Here is a 22750-nt window from a genome sequence, read left to right on the forward strand (position 1 = left end):
TAACTCCTTGCTTTAGCTTAACGTTGCAAACATAACAGCTTTAATGGTGTGCATACGATTTTCAGCTTGGTCGAAAACCTTTGATTGGCGAGACTCAAAAACATCGTCCGCTACTTCCATTTCGCTCAAGCCAAATTTTTGATAAATATCTTCGCCAATGGTTGTTAAACGGTCATGGAATGATGGTAAACAGTGTAAGAAAATCGCATGAGGATTTGCCATTTTCATCATAGATCCATTGACTTGATAAGCTTTCAGTAAGCGAATGCGCTCATCCCAAACACTATCTGGCTCACCCATTGAAACCCAAATATCGGTATAGAGAACATCAGCGTCTTTTGCCCCTTTCTCGATATCGTCTGTTAATGTAATAGAACCTTCGTTTTCAGCCGCAATTGCACGACACGCCTTCACAAGTTGTTCTTCTGGCATTAAAGATGCTGGGCCACACGCGGTAAAATGTAAGCCTAATTTAGCGCAAACCACCATTAAAGAGTTAGCAACGTTATTACGAGCATCACCAAAGAAAGTCAGCTTAAGCCCTTTTAAATGACCAAAGTTTTCTTCAACTGTTAGCATATCCGCCAACATCTGAGTCGGATGGAATTTATCGGTAAGGCCATTCCATACTGGTACTCCTGATTTTGCCGCCAACTCCTCCACTAATGACTGATCAAAACCACGATATTCAATACCATCATAGAAACGCCCTAACACGCGCGCGGTATCTTCAATAGACTCTTTTTTCCCCATTTGTGATGAACCCGGATCAAGATAAGTCACCCCCATTCCTAAATCATAACCCGCTACTTCAAAGGCACAGCGTGTACGTGTTGAGGTTTTTTCAAATAATAAAACAATATTTTTGCCTGCCAAAGAGCGGTGAGGAATACCCGCCATTTTTAATGATTTAAAATGTTTAGAAAGCTTTAATAAGTATTGAATTTCAGCAGATGAAAAATCGAGTAATTTTAAAAAACTTCTACCTTTAATATTAATAGACATAATAATCCTATCTCCTAATTATTTTGATAATAATAGAGTTAAAAAATAGTTTGATATTTAAAAAACAGAAAACTCACCTCAATAACCGAGGTTATTAAGAAGTATGTTTTATATTCCTAGAAAATAGAAAGAGGGTTTATCCGTTAAAAACGGAGAAATGGAAGCACTGACGTTGTTTATACATCATAATGTGGGCAATACGTCTAATATGAGGCGTTTTCCTATTATTATTTTCCATAATACTAGTACCTTCACTTATAGGTATTAAATGAGGGTTACAGTGAAACATATAGAAATTAACATTAATGTGATTATCATCTCAATTATCTATTTATAAATAAAACCTTATATCGGTAGAAATAAAAACAAATAAAACATTTTATTAACACACATATACTCTAAGGATAATTAAGTTTATATTAAAAAACTAATTCAAGAAAATTAACAAGATAATATAAAATATAGCGACTAAAATAATAAGAATTTATTTAGTTATTATTCATTCCATTTTTTAGTGTTAACATTACTGATATCTTTTAACATTAAAATAATTTAGCCAGCATCATTACGGCACTACAAATAATTAAAATCAACGTCGCATACTGAAATATTCTGTCAGGCATTCTGATCAACAACCACTTAGACAGTGGAATAGAGATTAGCGAACCTAAGAATAACAAAAGTGCCAAATGAATATCTGTATGCCCATCTTGCATATAGGCAAGTGCTGAAGATCCCGATAATAATGTTGTGGTAAATATGGAAGTACCAATAGCTTGCTTAATAGAAAGATTTGCATAACGTAACAATAATGGTAATACAACCACACCACCACCTACTCCAGTCGCCCCTAAAACAACACCTGCAGCAATCGCAGGCAGTAAAAGTGCTTTTATATTTAAAGGCGCTAACGTTGCATTTTCAACCACAACGGAAGGTAATGAGAAAAACATTCTCTGAACAAAAAGAAATAGAGAAAAAATAATCGCCCCTACAACAAGCGCATTGATCCCCCACTCAACTTGTTGCTGATACTGCGCTAACGAACCTAAATAATTAACCAAAACACTGGCTAAAAAGGTACTTGGTAGCATTATTCCTAATACAATCATCGCTCTTTTAAAAGGAATGTTTCCAAGGCGAAAATGCATATAAGACGACGTGACTTTCATCAACATAGATAATAAATTAGCTGTTGCCACTGCCATTAACGCATTCATACCAAAAAAATAGGTCAATACCGGTAAAACAATAACACCGCCGCCCACACCCGTCGTACTTATAATTAAACCAATAGCGGCACCCACCGCTAATGTGGTGATAAGTAACATTATTGATTTCCTTGCATAACCGCTTCTCGCCCTTTTAATAATGCTTTTTCTGCTGACTCACTCGCTAATGTCATATATTTAAAAAACAGCACATCAAAAGCCACCATTTGTAATACTTGTGGTGTGATCACCCCTAATTGAGAGTGTTGCTCATCATAAAAATAAGGCAATGTATAATCTGATAATCGAGTGGCTTCATCTTGTCCAAAACGCGTTAATGCTACGGTTAAGCAGCCTTCATTTTTTGCCGATTTCAGCATTCGATTAATATCAGCAGTATTGCCTCGTGCAGTCACTGCAATAGCCAAATCATCCACCGATAAATTGGCGGAATAAGCCAATTGAGCATGGAGATCTGGACTAAATAAAGCGTTTTTATTTACACGAATTAATTTATGAAAAATATCACTCGCCACAACAGCAGATGCACCAATACCAAACAATACAATCCGTTTTGCACAGACCATCTTTTGCGCTAATACATCAATATAATGAGGATCTAATAACGCAAGTGAATCCTGAATAGCACTAGTAAATAGATGGCTCGTTTTGGAAATAATTAACTCCGTCGGATCTGTTTTTGCTAAATTACCATAAAGAATATCGCCACTGCTTTTTTGTTGCTTTTCTTCTGAAAGATAATCAATTTTAAATTCCGGATAACCGCGATATCCCATTTGACGAGAAAAACGGATAACAGAAGCACTACTTACACCGGCTTTAAGCGCTAGATCAGCCGCATTCATACTGGCGATATTCTCACTATTCTCTAATAGATAATGAGCAATACGCTGTTCTGTGCCTTTACCTTGTATTCGCAAACTTTCAAGCTTTTTGGTCAGTGTCGACATTCTGTTATCCTTTTTATTTCTGACTTATTTCTCTGGATCGGTAAATCCCATTAGCATACTGGCAATAAAACCGACAATCCATGCACCTAATACCGCGATTAGGAACTTAATAATTTGTCCATCGCCGACTAAGGGAATTAATGATAACCCAGCAGTACCAAATGGAATAATGATCCCAACTTGGAAGTATGCCATTAATGCGCCACCCGCAGCGCCACCAATACATCCCGCAATAAAAGGTTTTCCTAATGGAAGGGAAACCCCAAATAATAAAGGCTCACCGACACCGAAAATACCAACAGGTAATGCGCCCATTAATGTTTTCTTTAACCGTTGATTTTTAGTACGTAGATAAACCCAAAAACAAGAACCTACTTGCCCCATTCCGCCCATCGCTAAAATAGGGAATAGGTAATTTAAACCAAAAGTATTTAAAATTTCGGTATGAATAGGAATTAACCCTTGATGTAATCCCGTTAAAAGTAAAAATAAGAAACTCCCCCCTAACGCTGCACCCGTTACCACCGCACCACTACCTTGATTTAAAAGTGATAATGATACGCCTTGTGCTAATAGCTGATTAAGATAATGGCCGATAGGTTGGAATATCATAATCGCCACAAGAGAAGAGATTAAAATCGTTACAAATGGCGTTAAGATAAGATCGAGGCTCTCTTTAACGATACTGCGAAACCATAATTCTAATTTTGAAGAGAACACAACCACCATTAATACGGCAAAGATCCCACCACTGTTTGGCTGTAGTTTCTCACCCAATAAGGTGATATCGGCAAGCCCGGGCATGGCTAATAACCCAGCCATAACCGCACCGATTGAAGTTGATGCCCCCAATTCTTTAGCGGTATTTATCCCAATCATAATAGAGAGATACGCAAATACCGTACTACCTATTAATTTGAATAATTTAAACAATTCAGGGAATTGCTCAACTAAACCGGGTGCGACTAAACGGATAATATTAATTAACCCCATAATCAAACCACAGCCAATTAAAGCCGGAATTGTCGGAACAAAAATAGCGGCTAATGTATTTAGCATACGACGAATGGAGAAGCCCTTTTTCACTGGTGTTGACACAGGCTCATCTTCACGACTTGCTGAACTGTTTTGCATACGCTTATTCATGATGGAATAAACTTTTGCTGCCGTTCCCATTCCGACAATTACTTGATGCTGTTCGCCATTAAATACAACACCTTTAACACCTTCGACTTGTTTTAACGCCTCTGCATCAAATAACGCACTATCTTTTAAAATCAGTCGAATACGCGTCATACAATGTGTTAGGGTTGCCACATTTTGAAACCCACCAGCATGTTTTTCTATTTCTATTGCTAACGTGTCGAGATGTTCTATTTTATTAGCCATATATGTGCCTGCTAAAGTTCAGAGTGGTTTACTCATATTGTTATTCATTAAATAAGGCAAGTTGCTGTTGTAGCGAATGATAAGGATATTGCTGTGTTATTTGATCCACTTTCTCCACACTCAGGTGAAGCTCATACATTAAAATGGCTTTTCTAGGATGATAATTCACCATTTGTAACAGAGTTCTGGCTCTGTCATGTGAAACGCCACACACTTCGCTGACAATACCTTCAGCGCGACGTTGTAATTTCTCATTACTTGCGCTCACATCCACCATAAGGTTTTTATGCACTTTTCCTAGCTTAGTCATTACGCTAGTGCTTAACATACCCAAAATCATTTTTTGAGCCGTACCGCTTTTCATTCTTGTGGAGCCGGTTAGCACCTCTGCACCCACATCTGGCGCAATAGATAAGTCAGCAATTTCACTCATCATACTTTTGCCACGTGTAGTAATTGATACCGTCAATGCTTTTAGCTTTTTGCCATATTGCAAAGCAGCAACAGTAAAAGGGGTACGACCGCTTGCCGCAATGCCAATAACGACATCTTTATCACTGACATGACGACGTTGAAGCTCTTCAATTGCTGCCTCTTGGCTATCTTCAATATTTTCAACCGCTTTGAGCATTGCATCATTACCGCCAGCAATAATCGCCTGCACTAATGTAGGAGAAACACCAAAAGTAGGTGGGCATTCTGCACTGTCTAGTACCGCTAATCGACCACTTGTTCCGGCACCAACATAAAAAATACGTCCCCCTTTTTGCAAACGCTCAGTGATCCTTTCTACCGCTTTAGCAATAGCGGGTAATTCTTTTTTAACGGCATTTGCAACCGTCATATCTGCACTATTGATAAGCGTAACCAACTCTAAAGCGCTTAATTCAGAAAACTGTGTTGTTTCTTGATTGCTTTCATTTTTAAGACATTCGCTTAATGCATCTTCTTCCATCATAACAGCCTCAATGAAACTAAATTTCAATCAAAATTACATCTTATGAAATTACATTTCAATAATAATTATCCCTACTCTGTGAAATCAATCACATTAAGTTAAGTCTTTCTCTTTGTCAGAAATCCACTAGTGGCTATAAAAATAGAATAATATATTGATTTTAAAGTGATTCCACTCGCTCTCTAAATAAGATAGCAAGTGGAATACAAAGAGGTGATAGTGCAGAAGTGTACTACTTTGCTTGCGCTAAAAACTGCCCAAACTCTTCAATGCTTGGATAAGAAGATTGTGTACCTTTTCCGGCAACACTTAAACCTGAAAACATCACGGCTTTATGTAACGCTTCTTCAATATTATTGGTGTGAACATAATAATGAGAGAAACAGCCAATAAAGGCATCCCCTGCTCCACTGGTATCTATTGCATCAACTTTAATAGCAGGAATGTACTTTTCAATTTCGCCGTTCATCCATAATGCCCCTTTTTCACCTAACGTAACGATGACATTCTTAAATCCTTTTTGCAGTAAAGAACAAGCGGCTTCGCGAATTTCATCCATTGTAGTGATTGGCATACCGGTCAAAATTTCAAGTTCAGTTTCATTCGGAACAAAAAAATCACAACGAGCAGCAATCTTAAGATCTAATGCTTTTGAAGCGGGTGCAGGGTTAAATAACACCGGAATATGGTGTTTATTGCCGAACTCAATAGCGTGATAGACCGTTTCAAGCGGTATTTCTAATTGCAGTACGATTATTTTGCATTTTTTCAGGCTATCTGTGGCTCTATCAATATCCTCTGGCGATAAATGTTGATTAGCCCCTTTAACAATTAAAATACTATTTGATGATTGAGAAGTTACAAAAATAGGTGCAACACCACTTGTTGTACCAGGCACTTTTTCAACATAGCGCGTGTTAATACCATAAGACTCTAAATTCATGATGGTATTATCCGCAAAAATATCATCGCCAACCTTTGTTAGCATCATCACTTTTGAATTTAATTTAGCAGCAGCAACTGCTTGATTTGCCCCTTTACCACCACAGCCAATCTTAAATGCCGGCGCCTCAAGGGTTTCACCCTCTTTTGGCATCCTATCTATATAGGTGATCAAATCCACCATATTTGAACCAATCACTGCGATATCCATAGCGCCTCTTACTCTTATGTGAAATTTATAAATGTGAATATAGTGACATGTTGATAGATATATAACAGTATCATGTTATTTAAATATCATTTGTGATTGTTATCTCGTTAAAACGGCACTAATATGTTGCCAAACTAACATGAGTGAAAAATAACAATCTTCTTATTAAGGAATATACTATGCGTCCATTAGCTAATTATATCGATCATACCCTTCTTGCTGCAGATACAACTGAAGCACAAATCAAGAAATTGTGTGCTGAAGCAATTGAACACGGTTTCTTCTCTGTGTGTATTAACACTTCTTACATTCCTTTAGCAAGAACTTGCCTTGAAGGAAGTGATGTAAAAGTATGTTGTGTTATCGACTTCCCATTTGGTGCTGGTTTAACAGCAACAAAAGCATTTGAAGCGGCTGAAGCTATTCGTCAAGGTGCACAAGAAGTCGATATGGTTATCAATATCGGTATGTTAAAAAGTGGTCGTTTAGACTTCGTAAAACAAGATATTGAGGCAGTAAAAGCAGCTTGTGGTAATACTACTCTGAAAGTTATTTTAGAAACTTGCTTATTAACTGACGACGAAGTACGTTTAGTTTGTGAAATGTGTCGTGAGATCCGCGTTGATTTTGTGAAAACATCAACAGGATACAGTACAATGGGCGCAACAGAACATCATGTTGCTTTAATGCGTAAAACAGTTGGTGATGAAGTTGGCGTGAAAGCATCCGGTGGTGTTCGCGATCGCCAAACAGCGTTAAACATGATCAAAGCAGGTGCAACACGTATCGGCGCTAGCGCAAGTGTCGCTATCGCAACAGATTCAGATGCGCCTGAATCAAACTACTAATTATTTAGCGTATATTTTCTTGGAGTACGCTATTCGCTAATACAAGGACCCTTCGGTGATAGAGACCAAACAGCACGAACGTTTGCGCCGCCTCAGTGAATGTATAAAACGCTCAGGTCGCATACATCTTAAAGACGCCGCAAGGATCCTTGAAGTTTCTGAAATGACCATTAGACGTGACCTTAGTTCTGACGCTGAAAATCCGTTTCCAATGTCATTATTAGGTGGCTACATTGTTGCTTTAGCCCAACCTCATTCAGGGTTAATCTCAACATCCTCTGATATTATTACACCAGATCAAACAGAAGAACTTCATATTCCTAATCTTGCTGCTGGCATGGTCTCTGATGGCGATGTTCTTTTTTTCGATAATGGACAGTTTATTCCCACACTGATTGAACTGATCCCCGATAACCTGCATTTCACTGGGATCTGTTATTCTCATCGAGTATTTTTGGCATTAAGCCAGAAAAAAAATGCCACCGTATTACTCTGTGGAGGTGAATATCGTCCTAAAAGTGATTCATTCTTCAATCCTACCCAACCATCTTATCTTGATAGCATTAATCCTAAAAAAGCCTTTATTTCAGCCGAAGGGGTCCATCTCGATTTTGGTGTTACTTGTTATAACATCGACGATCTTTATATGAAGAAAAAAGCGATGGATAAATCTATTCGTAAGATCTTACTTACTAAATATCACTATTTCGATGAAACAGCGACAGGCAATATGGGCGATTTAGCACAATTTGATGTTGTTATTACTGATAGAAAATTAACGGATGATTACGAAGATTATTGCCGAAAAAGCTCAGTAAAAGTGATTTATTAATTAAAAATAGAGTATTAACTTAAAACAGTAAATAAAATAAAGTTAGCCTTAAATTAAATAAAATCTATTCATCCTTTTTTTAAAAAATAAAGAAAAATCACACCACTTTTTAATTGCCAATGCAAAAAAAAGTGGTTACTATGCCCGCGATTTATTTTTCTTCCCCATTTTAATTAGCTGCAAGGAGGTATCCCATGACAACAACAAATATGAATACTCTTTGCGGACAATCTCAGAAGTAATCTTTTCTCTTCTTTTTGCTGTCCGCCAATCAATTTATTTTTTTATCCTTTACATTATATGGATTGGTATATGGACAAGTGTGTTCATTATTTATCTGATCGCGTTTGTTATATCGCATCAGATAATACTTGGATTGAAAGCAAAGCAATCCAACAACTAGAAACAACGGCTCAACTTCCTGATATGGCTTATGTTGCAGGTATGCCTGATTTACATCCAGGTCGCGGTTATCCTATTGGTGCAGCCTTTTTTTCTGTTAATCGTTTTTACCCTGCTTTAGTCGGAAATGATATTGGCTGTGGTATGACACTCTTTCAAACGGAATTTAAAAACAGCAAACTCAACTTAGATAAAGCAGAGAAACAGTTGAGTGAAATGAGTGATATTGCACCTTCAGAATGGCGAGATGCTCACCTACCAACGGAAATGCAAAACCACCCTTTCGCGGGCTCTTTAGGCTCTATTGGTGGTGGTAATCATTTTGCTGAATTCCAACAAATTGACCAAGTGGTAAATGAAGTACTTTTCGCTGAAAGTGGTATCAACAAAAAACAGTTATTACTTTTAGTTCACAGTGGCTCAAGAGGTTTAGGACAATCTATCTTACGTGCCCACACAGAACAATTTGGTCATCAAGGACTCGTTGCTAACACCGAAGAGGCAAATCAATATTTGCACGCTCACAATCATGCACTTGAGTATGCAAAGATCAATCGTCGCCTTATTGGTGAAAGAATGATGCGCCAAATTCGCACTCAAGGTGAAGTTATTTCTGATGTAAATCATAACCTTGTAGAGTCTTGTGAATTACAGGGGCAAGCTGGTTGGTTACATCGTAAGGGGGCAACACCCGCACATCACGATATGGTGGTTATTCCGGGTTCACGCGGTGATCACAGCTATATTGTTAAGCCCATTGTGTCCGAATTGAGCCTTTATTCCTTACCTCATGGTGCAGGTAGAAAATGGATGCGTACCGAGTGTAAAGGCCGATTATCCCACCGTTTTACACCTCTACAACTTTCACGAACTGCATTAGGTAGCCGTATTATTTGTGCTAATAAACAACTGATTTATGAAGAAGCACCGCAATCTTATAAATCGATTGAGACTGTGATTGAAAGTATGGTGAGTATTGGATTAATCGAAGTTATCGCACGTTTAAAACCGGTGATCACCTATAAAACCAGTGGGGAGATGGCGTAATGTTATTACAATTCACCTCCGCGCAAGGCCCCGAAGAGTGCTGTTTAGCGGTTGAAAAAGCCTTAAATTACTTTTTGAAATCAACCGCAAAACAGCAAGTGAATGTCACGGTTCTTGAAAAAGAGCCTTCGCGTTATGGCTTAAAATCAGCGTTAGTGTCTCTTGAAGGTGCGGATGCACAGGCTATCGCGCAACAGTGGGCAGGCTCTGTGCAATGGCAATGTGCAAGTACGTTACGACCACGGCATAAACGGAAAAATTGGTTTATTGGTGTTGCTTGTTTTGAACAACCTGATGAAATAAATGACAAAGAAATTGTCTTTGAAACCATGCGCTCAAATGGTCCCGGTGGTCAGCATGTGAATAAAACAGAATCTGCGGTCAGAGCAACACATATTGCCACAGGTATTAGTGTCAAAGTGCAATCAGAACGTAGCCAGCACGCTAATAAAAAGCTCGCTAAGCAACTTATTGCATGGCATTTAGAGGCTTATATGATGAAACAACACGCATCATTAAATAGCCAACGCCATATTGCCCATCACCGAGTTATTCGTGGCGATGCCACACTCTGTTTTAATGGCAACGACTTTGTGCTTATAAGCCAATAATGTGATTAATCTAACAAAAGCCAAGCCACGATTTTTAATCGTGGCTTTTTTAAGACAAAAGTATCCTGCAATAAGATTTTTTAAATTAAAAAATCAATAAAGCGTAGAGTGAGTTTTAATAAATAAATCTTATAGTTAATACATTTATTTTATTTAATTAATCTTATTTCTTTTAATAACATCACATTTATTTAAATATAAAGATTATTAATACTCATTAATTAAATTTTTGCAGGTGTATTTCGCATTTTAACTGTAAACGTCACAACAGCAGAGGCGACTAATGCAATGATCATAAACATAAATGCACTGTCATAACTACCACCACTGGCTTTAATTAAGAAGCCCATAACAGGTGCAGAAACAACACCCGCCATTTGACCGCCGAAGTTAACGATACCCGATGCACGTCCCATGATTTTATTTGGGATAGTATCCATTAAAATACCCCAGAACATCGCCATGGCGAAGAACATAAATAATGCTGAAATACACTGATATACAACAGCCATATCAGCACTTTCAACCGTATATGTCATATATAAGAAGCCCGCTGCAATCACTGCGGTGATCATATATAACCATTTACGCTGTGCTTTACATTTATCCGAAACATAACCGCCTAATAATGTACCACCTGCACCGAATAAGAATGGAATAGCCGCCATGACCCCTGTTTTCGCCAAAGAGAATTCACGAACAGTAATTAAATAGCTTGGCAACCATGTTGAGAATCCCCAAAAGGTAATATCAAACAGAAACCAAATTGCCGCCATTTGCCACAGCACTGGCATTTTTAACACATCCTTAAAAGGTACCGCTTCAACAGGTTTATCCGTTAATGTGCCATCCGCTGCTAGCTCATCAAGATCTTGTTGAGTAATACTTGGGTGATCTTTTGGATTATCACGAGTAAAGAAATAAATACCCGCTGCAATTAATAATCCAGGAATACCTAAAACAATAAACACCATATGCCAGCCAAAAGCACCGATAATACTGGCGGCAACAATTACAGCTAATGCTGGTCCTAAAGTATTTACTGTTGATTGAATTGCAGTAGCACGACCACGCTCTTTAGATGGGAAATAAGTCGAGATCATTTTCCAAGAAGCCGATGGAAAACATCCCTCACCAATACCAAATAAGAATCGTACCGCTAACATTAACGGTAATGTAAACACCATACCCGTTAAGCTGGTGAAGACTGACCACCATGCAATGCCGATTGCCATAATTTTACGTGCGCCAAAACGGTCAGCTAAGAAACCACCCGGTATTTGGAATGCCGCATAACCCACAAAGAACGCACTGATAATTAAGCCTTGTTGTGTGGTATCAAGATTAAGATCGCGTCCAATAAAGGGCAATGAAACACTCATTACCATTCTATCTAAGAATGAGAGTAACCATGCTAACCAAATTAAGGATAAAACGGTGTAACGAGCTTTCCATGTTTTCTTCGGTTGAAGGTCTGGAATAGTATTTGAACTCATTTTCCTGTTCCTCAGGTAAGGGGAAGCCATCACGGTTGAAGAACAACCGTGATAAACAGAGATAAGGTTTAACGTTTAAGAGCGCTATTGTGTTGTTATGCTCTTAAAACATGACCGCTACAGGCGTAACTTTCGACTCCATTAATTAAAGCAATACGCCCATTAACCATCACCAGCTCAATCCCTTCTGGATATTGGTTTGGTTCAACAAACGTGCCTTTATCAATAATGGTTTCCGGGTCGAACATCACAATATCTGCTGCATATCCCTCTTTAATTAAGCCTCTGTCGGTTAATCGAAGGACTTCTGCTGGTTTACCTGTCATTTTTCGGATAGCTTGTTCCCAAGTGAGACATTTTTCTTCTCTGACGTATTTCCCTAAAACACGAGGGAATGCACCAAATACACGAGGATGAGGTTTGCCTGCCCCCATTAACCCATCAGTACATACGTTTTGTTCAGGGCGACATAAGAATTTGATAACGTGTTCTTCTGTACCGTAAAAATCCACCATTCCTACCGCATTTTCTTCTTCGTATAGCAGATCGAAGGTTGCGTTATACGGATCTTTACCTCTCAATTTGCCTAGCTCTACAAGGCTAAGTCCAACAGCATCTTGGTTTTTTTCTGTTTTAGAACTCGTCACATAAATATTTTCTAAACCTGCGAAATCAATAAAGTTATCCCAACCCGGAATCCCTTTTTCGATATCTTCAATCATCTTTTTACGCAGTTCAGGAGAAGCTAAGCGTTCTAATAATTTCTCTGTACCGCCTGCGTGAACCCAAGGCGGTAAAATTACCCCAAGCATGGTACTGCCTGCCACATACGGATATTGGTCAAAAGAGATACGAATGCCCTCTTTTTGTGCTTGCTCTAACATACCCAGCATTTCGTCGATTAATCCCCAGTTTTTCTTACCGCAAACCTTCATATGGGAAATATGCAACCAAACACCTGATGCTTTAGCGATATCAATAAGCTCTTGAGTTGATTGAATAATATCATCAGCTTCACTACGCTGGTGTACAACAAAAATACCATTATGTTTTGCTGTAACCTTACACAGCGCGATCATTTCAGCGGTATCACCAAAGGCACAAGGCATATAAATCAATCCTGTTGATAAACCAAATGCCCCTGCTTTTAACTCACGCTCTAAGATCTCACACATCTTGGCGACATCTTCACGAGTAGAAGGATTACCTTCTAATCCCATCGCTTCCATTCGGATGTTGCCATGAGGAACAAGGTAAGCAAGATTCGTTGCAGAGCCTCTCGCTTCCAACATCCCTAAGTAACCTTCGGTATTTTTAAAATGCCAATCAATACTGTCAGAATCGCCATCTAATCCCGCGATATTTTTGCGCCATGCTGAAATATATTGTTCTGGTAATGGTGCTAACGCGACACCATCTTGCCCTAACAATTCAGTGGTGATCCCTTGGCGGATTTTGGCAGATAAAGCGGGATTAAGCAGCGCAGAAAGATCAGAGTGAGTGTGAGTATCAATAAAGCCGGGGCAGACTATCTTTCCTGTTGCATCAATAATTTGATCATTCGTTTTAGCATCAAACTGACCGATTTTTATTATTTTTCCTTCGTTAACCACAACATCAGCTTGAAATGCACTTGCCCCTGTTCCATCAATAACAGTGGCGTTTTTAAATATTGTTTTCATTCTGTTATTTCTCCAAAGAGCACCTGGCTATTTCGCCAGACACTCTTCTAGTAAGGATTTATTTCGTAAGAATTAAAGGTGATAAAGGCTGTTCATAATGCTGTAATAACCCTTTGCCGCACCTTTTAACTGTTCAATTTCGATATACTCATCAATGGTATGTGCTAAGTTTTCGCGAGATGGACCAAAACCAATGGTTTTAATACCCGCTTCACCCGCATAATGGCTACCGTTAGTACAGAAAGAGTATTGTGTGACAGTAGGTTTAAAGCCGGACTCGTGCAGCCCTTTTAAAACGCTTTGTACGTAAGGATCGCTCTCTTCTAATACCCAACCTGGGAAGAAACGTTCACCTTCAATAGTGGCGCCGGTGTAACATTTTTCAGTACCGTAGGCGTAAGAGACTTTAGCTTTAAAATCAGCATCTTGAGAAGTTAGTTCATCAATTGCTTTTTGTAATGGTGCGAGTACATCCTCTTTAGTTTCACCGACTAATAAACGGCGATCGTAAGTGGCACGGCAATATTCAGGTACAACCGAAGCGCCTGGATAAGGTGATGATTTAATATCCGTAAGTTCTAAGATCCCTTTTCCTAACACAGGATGAACCGATGGCGTTAAAGTTCTGATCTTCTCGATCAGTTTTGCCATTTTATAAACAGAGTTGATCCCTGCATCTGGATTGGCGGAGTGAGCGGGCTTACCAAAGGTTTCAACAACAATTTCGGCACGACCTCGTTGTCCAATTTTGAGATTTAATTCTGAGGCTTCACCAATCACCACATAGTCTGGTTTGTAGCGCTCAGAAACGAGTCTTGCGGCAACACCTTCAAAACACTCTTCATGCACAATACAAGAGACATAAATACGACCGGCAAAGTTGCGTTGATTATCTTGACCATAAAAACCAATCGCTGAAATCATGGCAGCGACGGCACCTTTCATATCACTGGTGCCACGACCATAAATCTTGCCGTCTTTGATTTCTGCACCATAAGGCTTCTCTTTCCAGTCACGTTCACTAACGGGTACAGTGTCGATATGACCATCAAAAACAAGGGTCTTCCCTGGATGTTGACCTATAATTCCACCAATAATATTGCCGTATTTATCAATATGAATATCGTCAAAATCATAGTTTTTCATCATCTCTTCTATGACTTTAACAACGTTACCTTCTTCACCTGAATAGCTTTTTTGTTGGATTAATAATTGGCAATTCTTAATAACTTCATCAAATCGGTTTGCTGATAACATACTGTTCACTCCAAAAGACTTATTTGTTTTTTAAAATTGTTTGAAGCTAGGTAACTCGCCATCCCACACGATATCGCGATAACGCTCAGGATCGGTGTCACCTTCAGTGCTTATCACAAGCACTCTTGCATTTTCATCTAATCCCAGCTCTGCTTTTGCACTCTGATAAACAGGTGATTGCATCAAAATAGAGAGCAAGCCTGTTGTCACAGCACCAGATTCACCAGAAATGATGTGCGGATCACCGGGTAAAGGGTTCCCTAAAATCCGCATTCCCCTAGTCGCGACGGCATCAGGGCAAGAGAAAAATGCCGCTGAATAATCGCGTAATAAATTCCAACCAATACTATTTGCTTCACCGCAAGCAAGCCCAGCCATGACGGTTTGTAAATCCCCACCCACAGGAACAGCCTCCGCTTTTCCTGATACCGCAGATTGATATAAACAGTCGGCAATACGCGCTTCAGCCACAATCACTTTTGGCGCTTGTTTGCCATAAGCGGCTGTTACCATGCCTTGCACCATACCTGCAAAAGAGCCCACGCCGGCTTGCACCAAAATATGCGTAGGGGGGACTTCATGTAATTGTGCGAGAGATTCCAGCATTAACGTGCCATAGCCTTGCATGATCCAAAGTGGGATCTCTTCATAGCCATCCCATGCCGTGTCTTGAACCACGATCCAGCCATATTTTTCAGCCATTTCAGCCGTCATTCTCACAGCATCGTCATAGTTCATATCAACGATTTCAGCGACTGCACCTTCACGCAAGATGGCATCTAAACGTTCTTGTGATGATCCTTTTGGCATATAAACCACAGCTTTTTGCTTTAACTGTCTTGCCATCCAAGCAACACCACGTCCATGATTCCCGTCAGTGGTTGTCGCAAAAGTGACACCATTTAACTTTTTCCTGATCTCATCACTGATCATTACCTCATAAGGTAATTCACTTATGTCCATTTCGAGGAAATCAGCAATATGGCGTGCCATCGCATAAGCCCCACCTAACGCTTTAAATGCTTTTAAACCAAAACGGAAAGACTCATCTTTGAGATATAACTCCCCTACCCCTAAAGTTTTCGCTAATTGGGGTAAATGAAATAACGGTGTAGGCGCGTACCCTGGAATAGTTCGATGAAAATCTAACGCTTTGACTAACTCTTCATAACGAAAAGGGGCAAGCTCAGCGGTTGGTTTTCGCGTAAAAGAACTCTGGTTAATCAGGTACTGCAATTGCTCCTGCATGGAATTACCTCTTAATCACACTTTAAAATTTGCGATAACCCAATATCGCAATTAATCGGAATACATAGGGTTATCTCCTATATCGCAATATGTATGCCAACTCACTCAAAAAGCCTTTAATAAAGATGTAATCTTTTGATTTTAAATATATTTATGACTTAACCCATTAAGAGATGAAATAAATAATGCAGAAAAGCTGTGATCTAGGCGGTTTTATTTAGGTGATAAATTATCAATAATAAGAAACCGTGTGAGCTTTATACAAAAATCATATAACTAACTAATAAATAACAATTAAATTTAACACCCAAAACAAGTGGTGATAATTTATTATCAATATTGATAATTTTAAGGTGAGAATGTGATGCACTCATTACTGAGTACCCTACAAGATGAAATCAGCAAATACACCGATGCAATAGCAAGCATTACAGGCACCGATGTTGAAATTATTGATAACAATTTAATTCGTATTGCGGGTACAGGACGTTACCGTTATATGCTCAATCAAGATGTCTCTAATAATGGGCATATTTATCGTCATGTACTGCAAGTACAAAAGACCATTTTAATTGAAGATCCCAAAGAAAATGATCTCTGCCAACTGTGTCAAAATCGCTTAACTTGTAGCGAAGAGCTTGATCTAAATGCCCCTATTTTTCTCAATAATCAAGTTATTGGCGTGATAGGAATTATTTGTTCAAATCGAGAACAAAAAATGTTTTTGATGAAACAAAAACAGGCATTTATCACTTTTATCGAGCAGTTTTCAGAGATGATTTCAAGTCGTGTTTTTGAATGTCTTGAAAGGCTTAAAGAGCAAGAGCGATTTGGTACTTTTCGAAACTTGATTGATGTCATGGACCGAGGTGTGATTGCAATCGATAGCCAAAGTAAAATTTGGCACGCCAATCTTTCTGCTTTACGCTTTTTCGATTGTGAATTAATAGGGCAATCTCTTGAGATCGATATAACTGGCGATATTCTTTATGGCGATGAAGAAGCTTGGTTGGTATTAAACCACCAACGCTATCATGTTCTGTGTAAAAAAATCACTTTTTCTTCTGTGGATAATGACCAACTTACTATGGTTATTTTCCATGATGCCCGCGATTATATGACACAAGTAAATACCGTGTCTGTTGGTGAAGATCCTCACTCTCCTTTAATTGGTAATTCACAAAATATGCTTCACTTAAAAAGCATGTTAAGTAAAGTTGCGGTGAGCCATGCGAGTGTTTTAATTACGGGAGAAAGTGGCTCAGGTAAAGAAGTCGTTGCTTACACAATCCATCAACAAAGCCTACGCACAAAACAGCCTTTTATTACCATCAACTGCGCAGCTATTCCTGAGCAATTACTAGAAAGCGAGCTTTTTGGTTATGTCCGCGGCGCATTTAGTGGCGCTGATCCTAAAGGACGTATTGGTAAATTTGAATTAGCACATGGCGGAAGCCTGTTTCTAGATGAAATTGGGGATATGCCTTTACATCTACAAGCCAAGCTTTTACGTGTTCTTCAAGAAAAAAGTATCACTCGTGTTGGCTCTAATAATATGATCAATATTGATGTAAGGATCATTGCTGCCACCAATAAAGATCTGCGTGAAATGGTCAATAAAGGGCAATTCCGCGAAGATCTGTTTTATCGTCTGAATGTCGTTCCAATCCATACGCCTGCATTACGTGATCATCGAGAAGATATTGCAGAGCTTGCACAATTTTTTGCCGACGATTTAGCATTAACCTATAAGCGACCTGCAACGAAGATCCCCAACATTGTTATTAACTATTTATATTCCTATGATTGGCCTGGCAATATCAGAGAGTTACGCAATGTGATTGAGTATATGTATGTTATGCAAGGTGATACTGTTGATTTAAACCTTAGTCACCTTCCACCTTATTTGTTAGAAACATCGCATGCTGCTTCTTTAGAAAAGGACAAAAACAGTCGTATCCCTACAAAAGCTACAACAGATAATAAAGATAAAACTCAACCATTAAATGCACAAGAATATCTCAAATCTCAAAGCCTAACATCAGAATATCAAACCATTATGAACCTATTAGAAAAAACAGGAACAACATTAGAAGGAAAGAAGAAAGCCGCAGAAATTTTAGGAATAAGTATTGCTACTTTATATAGAAAAATAAAAATATGATAAAAGGTATTTAAAATGAATTTTTAAATATTAATAACTTAATCAATAGATTTAAATTAGCATAAAAACTTTAATAAAAATAATTTCTACTAATTATCCCATCTAGATTATTAGAAATACTTCTTTTAATGACTGTTTTTTATAAAGCATGGTCATGATAATATTTTAAACTTACTGCCATTTGTAACAAAATATATTTTCCATAAAGTAAATTTAAACTATCCTCTTTTATTCCTGATAACACACAAAAATCTAACCACATGATAAATAATAATAAATTTTTTTATTTTTATTATCTTATTAATGATTTTTCTAAATTACATAAGAAATTTTTGTAACACTGTCCATAAGACAGAATTAAACAAAACACATAGAATCCGTTTGAGAATAAATTGAAGTCAATTTCAATATCCAGATTTAATGTTAATTATAAAATTTAAAACAATGAAAATTGATTACGAATTTTATGATTAATAGTAAAAGCTATTTCATTTAAGATTATATTTTTATTAGGTTTCTCTGTTTAAGGCACTTATATTTCCTAATGCCTTTAGCCTAAAATCTTAGAATAAATAGCACTTAACATCACTTATTAAATACTATTTATATCAATCACTAGGGGTCAAAATGCCTATTTTAACAAAAAAATTACTTCCAATGGCTTTCGTTATTTCTGTAATAACGGCAAGTGCTACAGTTTCTGCTGAAGAGCAATCTGGTCAAATTTCTTTTACCGGTTTAATTTATTCATCAACTTGTACTATTGATATTAATGGCACAGGTTCTGATGGCAACGTTAATATGGGGCGTTATGCGACCAGTGAATTTGACGGCGCAGGTAGCGAAGTGGGTGGAAAATCAGGTAATGGAAAACTAGATATCTCTTTAATTAATTGTCCACCACAAGGTACGGTAAAATTAAAGCTAGAAGGTAAAACAGACAGCAGCTCTGATCAAATTTTAGCTTTAGATAATCCTGATGATTCAAATACAGCAAAAAATGTTGGCATCCATATTTATGATAGAGATGATTTGGGAACACCTTTCAATCTCAATGTCACTAAAGAATATAAAATTAAAGATACAGGTGACCTGAAATCTAAAACACTTTATTTTATTGCTAAATATGTTAGTACAAGTAATAACGTAGAAGCAGGTCGTGCTGATGCAACATTGAATTACACATTAACTTATCAATAATAAAAATAGCAGGTTAATAATGCTATTAGCCTGCTATTATTAAAAAGGTATTTATCGATGAAATTTAAAAAAACACTTTTAGGACTAGGATTAATATTCAGCTCAATAACATCAAGTTTTGCTGGGTTTGGTTTAGAAACAACTCGTGTTGTTTATAGTGAAACAAGTAAGAACGAAGGTTTCGTTGCTTTTAATAGTGATAAAAACACGAATTACTTATTACAATCCTGGGTTGAAGATCTCAATGGCAAACTCACTCAAGATTTTGTAATCACTCCACCATTAATTAAATTAATGGCGCAACAAAAAAATACACTACAAGTTACTAAAAATACAACATTACCTAATGATATTGAATCCATGTATTGGATCAATGTTAAGTTTGTCGCACCAAGCAATGAAAATCTAGAAAATGTTCTTCGTTATTCAATGACAAATAGAATTAAGTTGATTTACAGACCACAATCTCTAAAAAATGACAATATTGAAAAAGAAATCAAAGAGTTAAAGTGGTCATCAAAGAATAACAATCTTGTAGTATCAAATAACTCACCTTATTTTATTAATATTAGTAAACTTTTTATTGATGGAAAAGAGATTGAACAATTACCTGGTTTTCTTTCGCCAAAATCAGAAACCACAATTAGCGTTAATAAAGCATTATCGGGTAAAGAAAAAATAAAACTATTTTATATCGACGATTTTGGAAAAAACCTTCCAATGGAATTTGCATTATAATAAGAGATGTTATTCAATATGAAAAAGATAAAGGATAATTATTTTAATAAATCGCCACTCTATTTTTTTATTGCTGGCGCTTTATTCGCTTCTTCTAATACATCAGCAAATGACTATTATCCTGCTAATCTATTAAATATTGAAGGAAGCACTCAACAAGTAACAAATGAAGATCTTAATGTCTTTAGAGAGAATAATATTGCCCCAGGTCACTATAAGGTTACTCTTTTTATCAATGATAATCGCGTATTAACACGCGACTTTGATTTTATTTTGATGGAAGATAAAGAGGGTAACCAATTGTTAGCACCACGTCTTTCAGCAGAAGAGTGGTATAACGCGGGTGTTGATCTTCCTTATGATGTGATTAATAAAAACAAAAATAATGATTTTATTAATCTCAACGAAATCAATAATGCGAATGGCTATTTAGATTTAAATAGAAAACAATATGTTCTAACATTACCACAATTATATGTTAACGAAGATAGATTGAAAGAAAATGAAATAAAAAACTGGGATTCAGGTATTCCTGCGTTATTAGTGAATTATGCATTGTCTTCATTTAATAGCCGTAGTCAGGGAAATACGACGGATAGCTATTATGGTAATATTCAAACCCAAGTTAATTTAGGACCTTGGCGTTTCAATAATTATTCAACATGGACGAAAAATGAAAATGGCGATAAAAAATGGAATACATTAAGTAATGTTCTTTCTAGAGCAATTACCCGCATTAATAGTGAATTAATGATTGGTGATCTCTACTCTTCTTCACAACTCTTTGATTCAGTAAAATTTAGAGGTATTAAATTAGTCACTGATAGACTAATGACACCAACACAGAATAGAACCTATGCACCTAGCGTTTCGGGTATTGCTAATACAGAATCTATAGTCACTATCACCCAAAACGGACAAGTAATTTATAAGCGTAGCGTACCTGCTGGGCCTTTTAATATTACTGATTATTATCCGATGAACAGTGGCGGAGATTTATATGTCAGCGTGACTGAAGCAGATGGCTCTGAAAAGAATTTTATTGTGCCTTTCTCTTCTATTGCCAATCTAGAAAGAAAAGGTGAATTAAAATATAGCTTCTCCACGGGTAAATACGACGGTAATAATAGCGGGGATGGAGCTTATATTGTTCAGACCGAAGCTTTCTATGGTTTAACTGACTATGTCACCCTTTATGGCGGCATACTTGTTGGTGAAAAATATCAATCTGTTGGTGTGGGCACTGGAGTAAATTTAGGGAGCTATGGCGCGATCACTACTGACTTATTGTATGCAAAATCTTCCACCAATAATGGTAATGATCCATTACATGGCAATGCTTTTAGAGTTAATTATTCTAAAAATATATCAGCAACAGACACGACTCTTTCGTTGGTAGGCTATCGTCATTTTGATGCCAATTTTCTCAATTTTACTCAAGCGATGGAACACAAAGACAGAAAATACCATCCAAGCAATGGATTAAAAAATGAATATACGCTCTCGATTAATCAACCTTTATTTTCTAATAACGCTTCGATTAATTTAAATTCAGTTATTTATAAGTATGTTAGCGGTAAAACTGTTCATTCTTATAATATGGGTTTTAATAGTGCCATTAATAAAGTTAACTATAGTGTCTATTACACTTATTACGATGGTAGTCGTTATAACGAAAGTAATAAAAAAAATAGCCATGATTTGAGTATGAATGTCAGCATTCCTTTTTCATGGAATGAGAACTACATTTGGGCTAATTACGGTATATCAACGAATAATGATAACCAAGTATTACAGACCGCACGTTTAAGTGGAACCTATGGTGATAAAAATCAAGCCAACTGGGATATTTATCAAGGCTATGGTAATAAAGGTGTTAATTATAGCGGGGGGTTAAATGGCGCTTATAAAACACAAAGTGCCGTTGTTAATGCGGGTTATTCATATGCTCAAGATAAGCAAAATATTAACTACGGTATTAGTGGCGCATTGGTTGCAACACAATATGGCGCAGTATTTGCCCCTTCATTGCAACAAACGAATGCATTAATACTGACTAAAGATACCTCTGGTGTAGAAGTCATTAATGGTCAATCTATTAAAACGAATAATCGTGGATTAGCGGTTGTTTCTGGAATGTCGCCTTACCAAAAAAATAGCATTAGTGTTAATACTAATTCTATTCCAAGTGATACTGAAATTTCGAATAACATTATTAGTAATATTGTTCCAACAAAAGGTGCTTTAGTGCTGGCTGATTTCGATGCTAAAAAAGGCTTTAAATTCCTACTGACATTACAAACACTGGATAAAAGTACCATCCCTATGGGGGCTAAAGCTGAAATTGATAACGATGATACGCAATTAGTCGCCAGCTTCCATCAACTCTATTTTGTTGCCAATAAACCACAAGGCAATATTCAAGTTTCATGGATAATTAACGGTGAGCAAAAAAGCTGCCATGCAACTTATCACATTGATAATAAAACGCCTGTTAATGGCTTATATATTTTAGATACTGAGTGTAAATAAGGAAAT

The 22750-nt window shown here is 37.3% G+C and carries 19 protein-coding genes; 8 read left to right on the top strand and 11 right to left on the bottom strand.

The window, feature by feature from the left end:
• Positions 1 to 12: 12 nt before the first annotated feature.
• The 7 genes from argF to rbsK all read right to left on the bottom strand — a co-directional run bounded on the left by argF (position 13) and on the right by rbsK (position 6687).
• Positions 13 to 1005 carry an ornithine carbamoyltransferase gene (gene argF / locus DK865_RS15565; RefSeq protein WP_023583516.1) on the bottom strand — a complete coding sequence of 331 codons (993 nt, stop codon included), beginning with the start codon at positions 1003 to 1005 and terminating at the stop codon, positions 13 to 15.
• Positions 1006 to 1141: 136 nt separating this feature from the next.
• A complete protein-coding gene (speFL, locus tag DK865_RS19080; protein WP_109372621.1) occupies positions 1142 to 1243 on the bottom strand; it encodes a leader peptide SpeFL in 102 nt (33 codons plus the stop codon).
• A gap of 304 nt (positions 1244 to 1547) precedes the next feature.
• On the bottom strand, positions 1548 to 2336 hold the full coding sequence (locus DK865_RS15575; protein ID WP_023583517.1) for a sulfite exporter TauE/SafE family protein: 789 nt from the start codon (positions 2334 to 2336) through the stop codon (positions 1548 to 1550).
• Positions 2336 to 3187 carry a MurR/RpiR family transcriptional regulator gene (locus DK865_RS15580; RefSeq protein WP_109392318.1) on the bottom strand — a complete coding sequence of 284 codons (852 nt, stop codon included), beginning with the start codon at positions 3185 to 3187 and terminating at the stop codon, positions 2336 to 2338. Before DK865_RS15580 ends, DK865_RS15575 begins: the two co-directional genes overlap by 1 nt.
• A 24-nt stretch (positions 3188 to 3211) precedes the next feature.
• Positions 3212 to 4576 carry a PTS transporter subunit EIIC gene (locus tag DK865_RS15585; protein ID WP_023583519.1) on the bottom strand — a complete coding sequence of 455 codons (1365 nt, stop codon included), beginning with the start codon at positions 4574 to 4576 and terminating at the stop codon, positions 3212 to 3214.
• A 40-nt stretch (positions 4577 to 4616) separates the two neighbouring features.
• Positions 4617 to 5531, bottom strand: a complete 915-nt coding sequence (gene murQ, locus DK865_RS15590) for an N-acetylmuramic acid 6-phosphate etherase (protein WP_109392319.1) — start codon at positions 5529 to 5531, stop codon at positions 4617 to 4619.
• Positions 5532 to 5766: 235 nt separating this feature from the next.
• Complete coding sequence (rbsK, locus tag DK865_RS15595; protein WP_023583521.1) at positions 5767 to 6687, bottom strand: ribokinase; 921 nt, start codon at positions 6685 to 6687, stop codon at positions 5767 to 5769.
• A 179-nt stretch (positions 6688 to 6866) separates the two neighbouring features.
• On the opposite strand from rbsK, the gene deoC reads away from it, so the two are divergent.
• The 4 genes from deoC (at position 6867) to prfH (ending at position 10427) form a co-directional block, all read left to right on the top strand.
• Complete coding sequence (deoC, locus tag DK865_RS15600; RefSeq protein ID WP_036914656.1) at positions 6867 to 7535, top strand: deoxyribose-phosphate aldolase; 669 nt, start codon at positions 6867 to 6869, stop codon at positions 7533 to 7535.
• Between the two features lie 55 nt (positions 7536 to 7590).
• Entirely contained in the window at positions 7591 to 8367 is a 777-nt protein-coding gene (locus DK865_RS15605; RefSeq protein WP_036914658.1) for a DeoR family transcriptional regulator, read from the top strand.
• A 312-nt stretch (positions 8368 to 8679) separates the two neighbouring features.
• Complete coding sequence (locus DK865_RS15610; RefSeq protein WP_109392320.1) at positions 8680 to 9816, top strand: RNA ligase RtcB family protein; 1137 nt, start codon at positions 8680 to 8682, stop codon at positions 9814 to 9816.
• Positions 9816 to 10427 carry a peptide chain release factor H gene (prfH, locus tag DK865_RS15615; RefSeq protein ID WP_023583523.1) on the top strand — a complete coding sequence of 204 codons (612 nt, stop codon included), beginning with the start codon at positions 9816 to 9818 and terminating at the stop codon, positions 10425 to 10427. The genes DK865_RS15610 and prfH overlap by 1 nt, the downstream gene beginning before the upstream one ends.
• A 221-nt stretch (positions 10428 to 10648) precedes the next feature.
• Here prfH and DK865_RS15620 read toward each other — a convergent pair whose 3' ends face one another.
• The 4 genes from DK865_RS15620 to dpaL form a co-directional block, all read right to left on the bottom strand.
• The gene (locus tag DK865_RS15620) at positions 10649 to 11923 is read right to left on the bottom strand and encodes an MFS transporter (RefSeq protein WP_023583524.1); all 1275 of its coding nucleotides are present in this window, start codon (positions 11921 to 11923) and stop codon (positions 10649 to 10651) included.
• A 95-nt stretch (positions 11924 to 12018) separates the two neighbouring features.
• On the bottom strand, positions 12019 to 13605 hold the full coding sequence (locus tag DK865_RS15625) for an N-acyl-D-amino-acid deacylase family protein (protein ID WP_023583525.1): 1587 nt from the start codon (positions 13603 to 13605) through the stop codon (positions 12019 to 12021).
• A gap of 72 nt (positions 13606 to 13677) precedes the next feature.
• Complete coding sequence (locus DK865_RS15630; protein ID WP_023583526.1) at positions 13678 to 14862, bottom strand: YgeY family selenium metabolism-linked hydrolase; 1185 nt, start codon at positions 14860 to 14862, stop codon at positions 13678 to 13680.
• Between the two features lie 30 nt (positions 14863 to 14892).
• Entirely contained in the window at positions 14893 to 16110 is a 1218-nt protein-coding gene (gene dpaL, locus DK865_RS15635) for a diaminopropionate ammonia-lyase (RefSeq protein ID WP_109392321.1), read from the bottom strand.
• Between the two features lie 364 nt (positions 16111 to 16474).
• On the opposite strand from dpaL, the gene DK865_RS15640 reads away from it, so the two are divergent.
• The 4 genes from DK865_RS15640 (at position 16475) to DK865_RS15655 (ending at position 22744) form a co-directional block, all read left to right on the top strand.
• Entirely contained in the window at positions 16475 to 18274 is a 1800-nt protein-coding gene (locus DK865_RS15640; protein WP_109392322.1) for a sigma-54 interaction domain-containing protein, read from the top strand.
• Between the two features lie 627 nt (positions 18275 to 18901).
• Entirely contained in the window at positions 18902 to 19474 is a 573-nt protein-coding gene (locus DK865_RS15645; protein ID WP_109392323.1) for a fimbrial protein, read from the top strand.
• A gap of 57 nt (positions 19475 to 19531) precedes the next feature.
• Positions 19532 to 20212 (top strand): fimbrial biogenesis chaperone, encoded by a 681-nt coding sequence (locus tag DK865_RS15650; protein ID WP_109392324.1) that lies wholly within the window; start codon positions 19532 to 19534, stop codon positions 20210 to 20212.
• Between the two features lie 18 nt (positions 20213 to 20230).
• Positions 20231 to 22744 carry a fimbria/pilus outer membrane usher protein gene (locus DK865_RS15655; RefSeq protein ID WP_109392325.1) on the top strand — a complete coding sequence of 838 codons (2514 nt, stop codon included), beginning with the start codon at positions 20231 to 20233 and terminating at the stop codon, positions 22742 to 22744.
• The last annotated feature ends 6 nt before the right edge of the window (positions 22745 to 22750 follow it).

The organism is Proteus cibi, from assembly GCF_003144405.1.
In the GTDB taxonomy this organism is placed as follows: Bacteria; Pseudomonadota; Gammaproteobacteria; order Enterobacterales; family Enterobacteriaceae; genus Proteus; species Proteus cibi.

Excerpts from the sequence above, each read along its gene's own strand:
- argF (WP_023583516.1), bottom strand. The coding sequence starts at position 1,005 with ATGTCTATTAATATTAAAGGTAGAAGTTTTTTAAAATTACTCGATTTT.
- speFL (WP_109372621.1), bottom strand. The coding sequence starts at position 1,243 with ATGGAAAATAATAATAGGAAAACGCCTCATATTAGACGTATTGCCCAC.
- DK865_RS15575 (WP_023583517.1), bottom strand. The coding sequence starts at position 2,336 with ATGTTACTTATCACCACATTAGCGGTGGGTGCCGCTATTGGTTTAATT.
- DK865_RS15580 (WP_109392318.1), bottom strand. The coding sequence starts at position 3,187 with ATGTCGACACTGACCAAAAAGCTTGAAAGTTTGCGAATACAAGGTAAA.
- DK865_RS15585 (WP_023583519.1), bottom strand. The coding sequence starts at position 4,576 with ATGGCTAATAAAATAGAACATCTCGACACGTTAGCAATAGAAATAGAA.
- murQ (WP_109392319.1), bottom strand. The coding sequence starts at position 5,531 with ATGGAAGAAGATGCATTAAGCGAATGTCTTAAAAATGAAAGCAATCAA.
- rbsK (WP_023583521.1), bottom strand. The coding sequence starts at position 6,687 with ATGGATATCGCAGTGATTGGTTCAAATATGGTGGATTTGATCACCTAT.
- deoC (WP_036914656.1), top strand. The coding sequence starts at position 6,867 with ATGCGTCCATTAGCTAATTATATCGATCATACCCTTCTTGCTGCAGAT.
- DK865_RS15610 (WP_109392320.1), top strand. The coding sequence starts at position 8,680 with ATGGACAAGTGTGTTCATTATTTATCTGATCGCGTTTGTTATATCGCA.
- prfH (WP_023583523.1), top strand. The coding sequence starts at position 9,816 with ATGTTATTACAATTCACCTCCGCGCAAGGCCCCGAAGAGTGCTGTTTA.
- DK865_RS15620 (WP_023583524.1), bottom strand. The coding sequence starts at position 11,923 with ATGAGTTCAAATACTATTCCAGACCTTCAACCGAAGAAAACATGGAAA.
- DK865_RS15625 (WP_023583525.1), bottom strand. The coding sequence starts at position 13,605 with ATGAAAACAATATTTAAAAACGCCACTGTTATTGATGGAACAGGGGCA.
- DK865_RS15630 (WP_023583526.1), bottom strand. The coding sequence starts at position 14,862 with ATGTTATCAGCAAACCGATTTGATGAAGTTATTAAGAATTGCCAATTA.
- dpaL (WP_109392321.1), bottom strand. The coding sequence starts at position 16,110 with ATGCAGGAGCAATTGCAGTACCTGATTAACCAGAGTTCTTTTACGCGA.
- DK865_RS15640 (WP_109392322.1), top strand. The coding sequence starts at position 16,475 with ATGCACTCATTACTGAGTACCCTACAAGATGAAATCAGCAAATACACC.
- DK865_RS15645 (WP_109392323.1), top strand. The coding sequence starts at position 18,902 with ATGCCTATTTTAACAAAAAAATTACTTCCAATGGCTTTCGTTATTTCT.
- DK865_RS15650 (WP_109392324.1), top strand. The coding sequence starts at position 19,532 with ATGAAATTTAAAAAAACACTTTTAGGACTAGGATTAATATTCAGCTCA.
- DK865_RS15655 (WP_109392325.1), top strand. The coding sequence starts at position 20,231 with ATGAAAAAGATAAAGGATAATTATTTTAATAAATCGCCACTCTATTTT.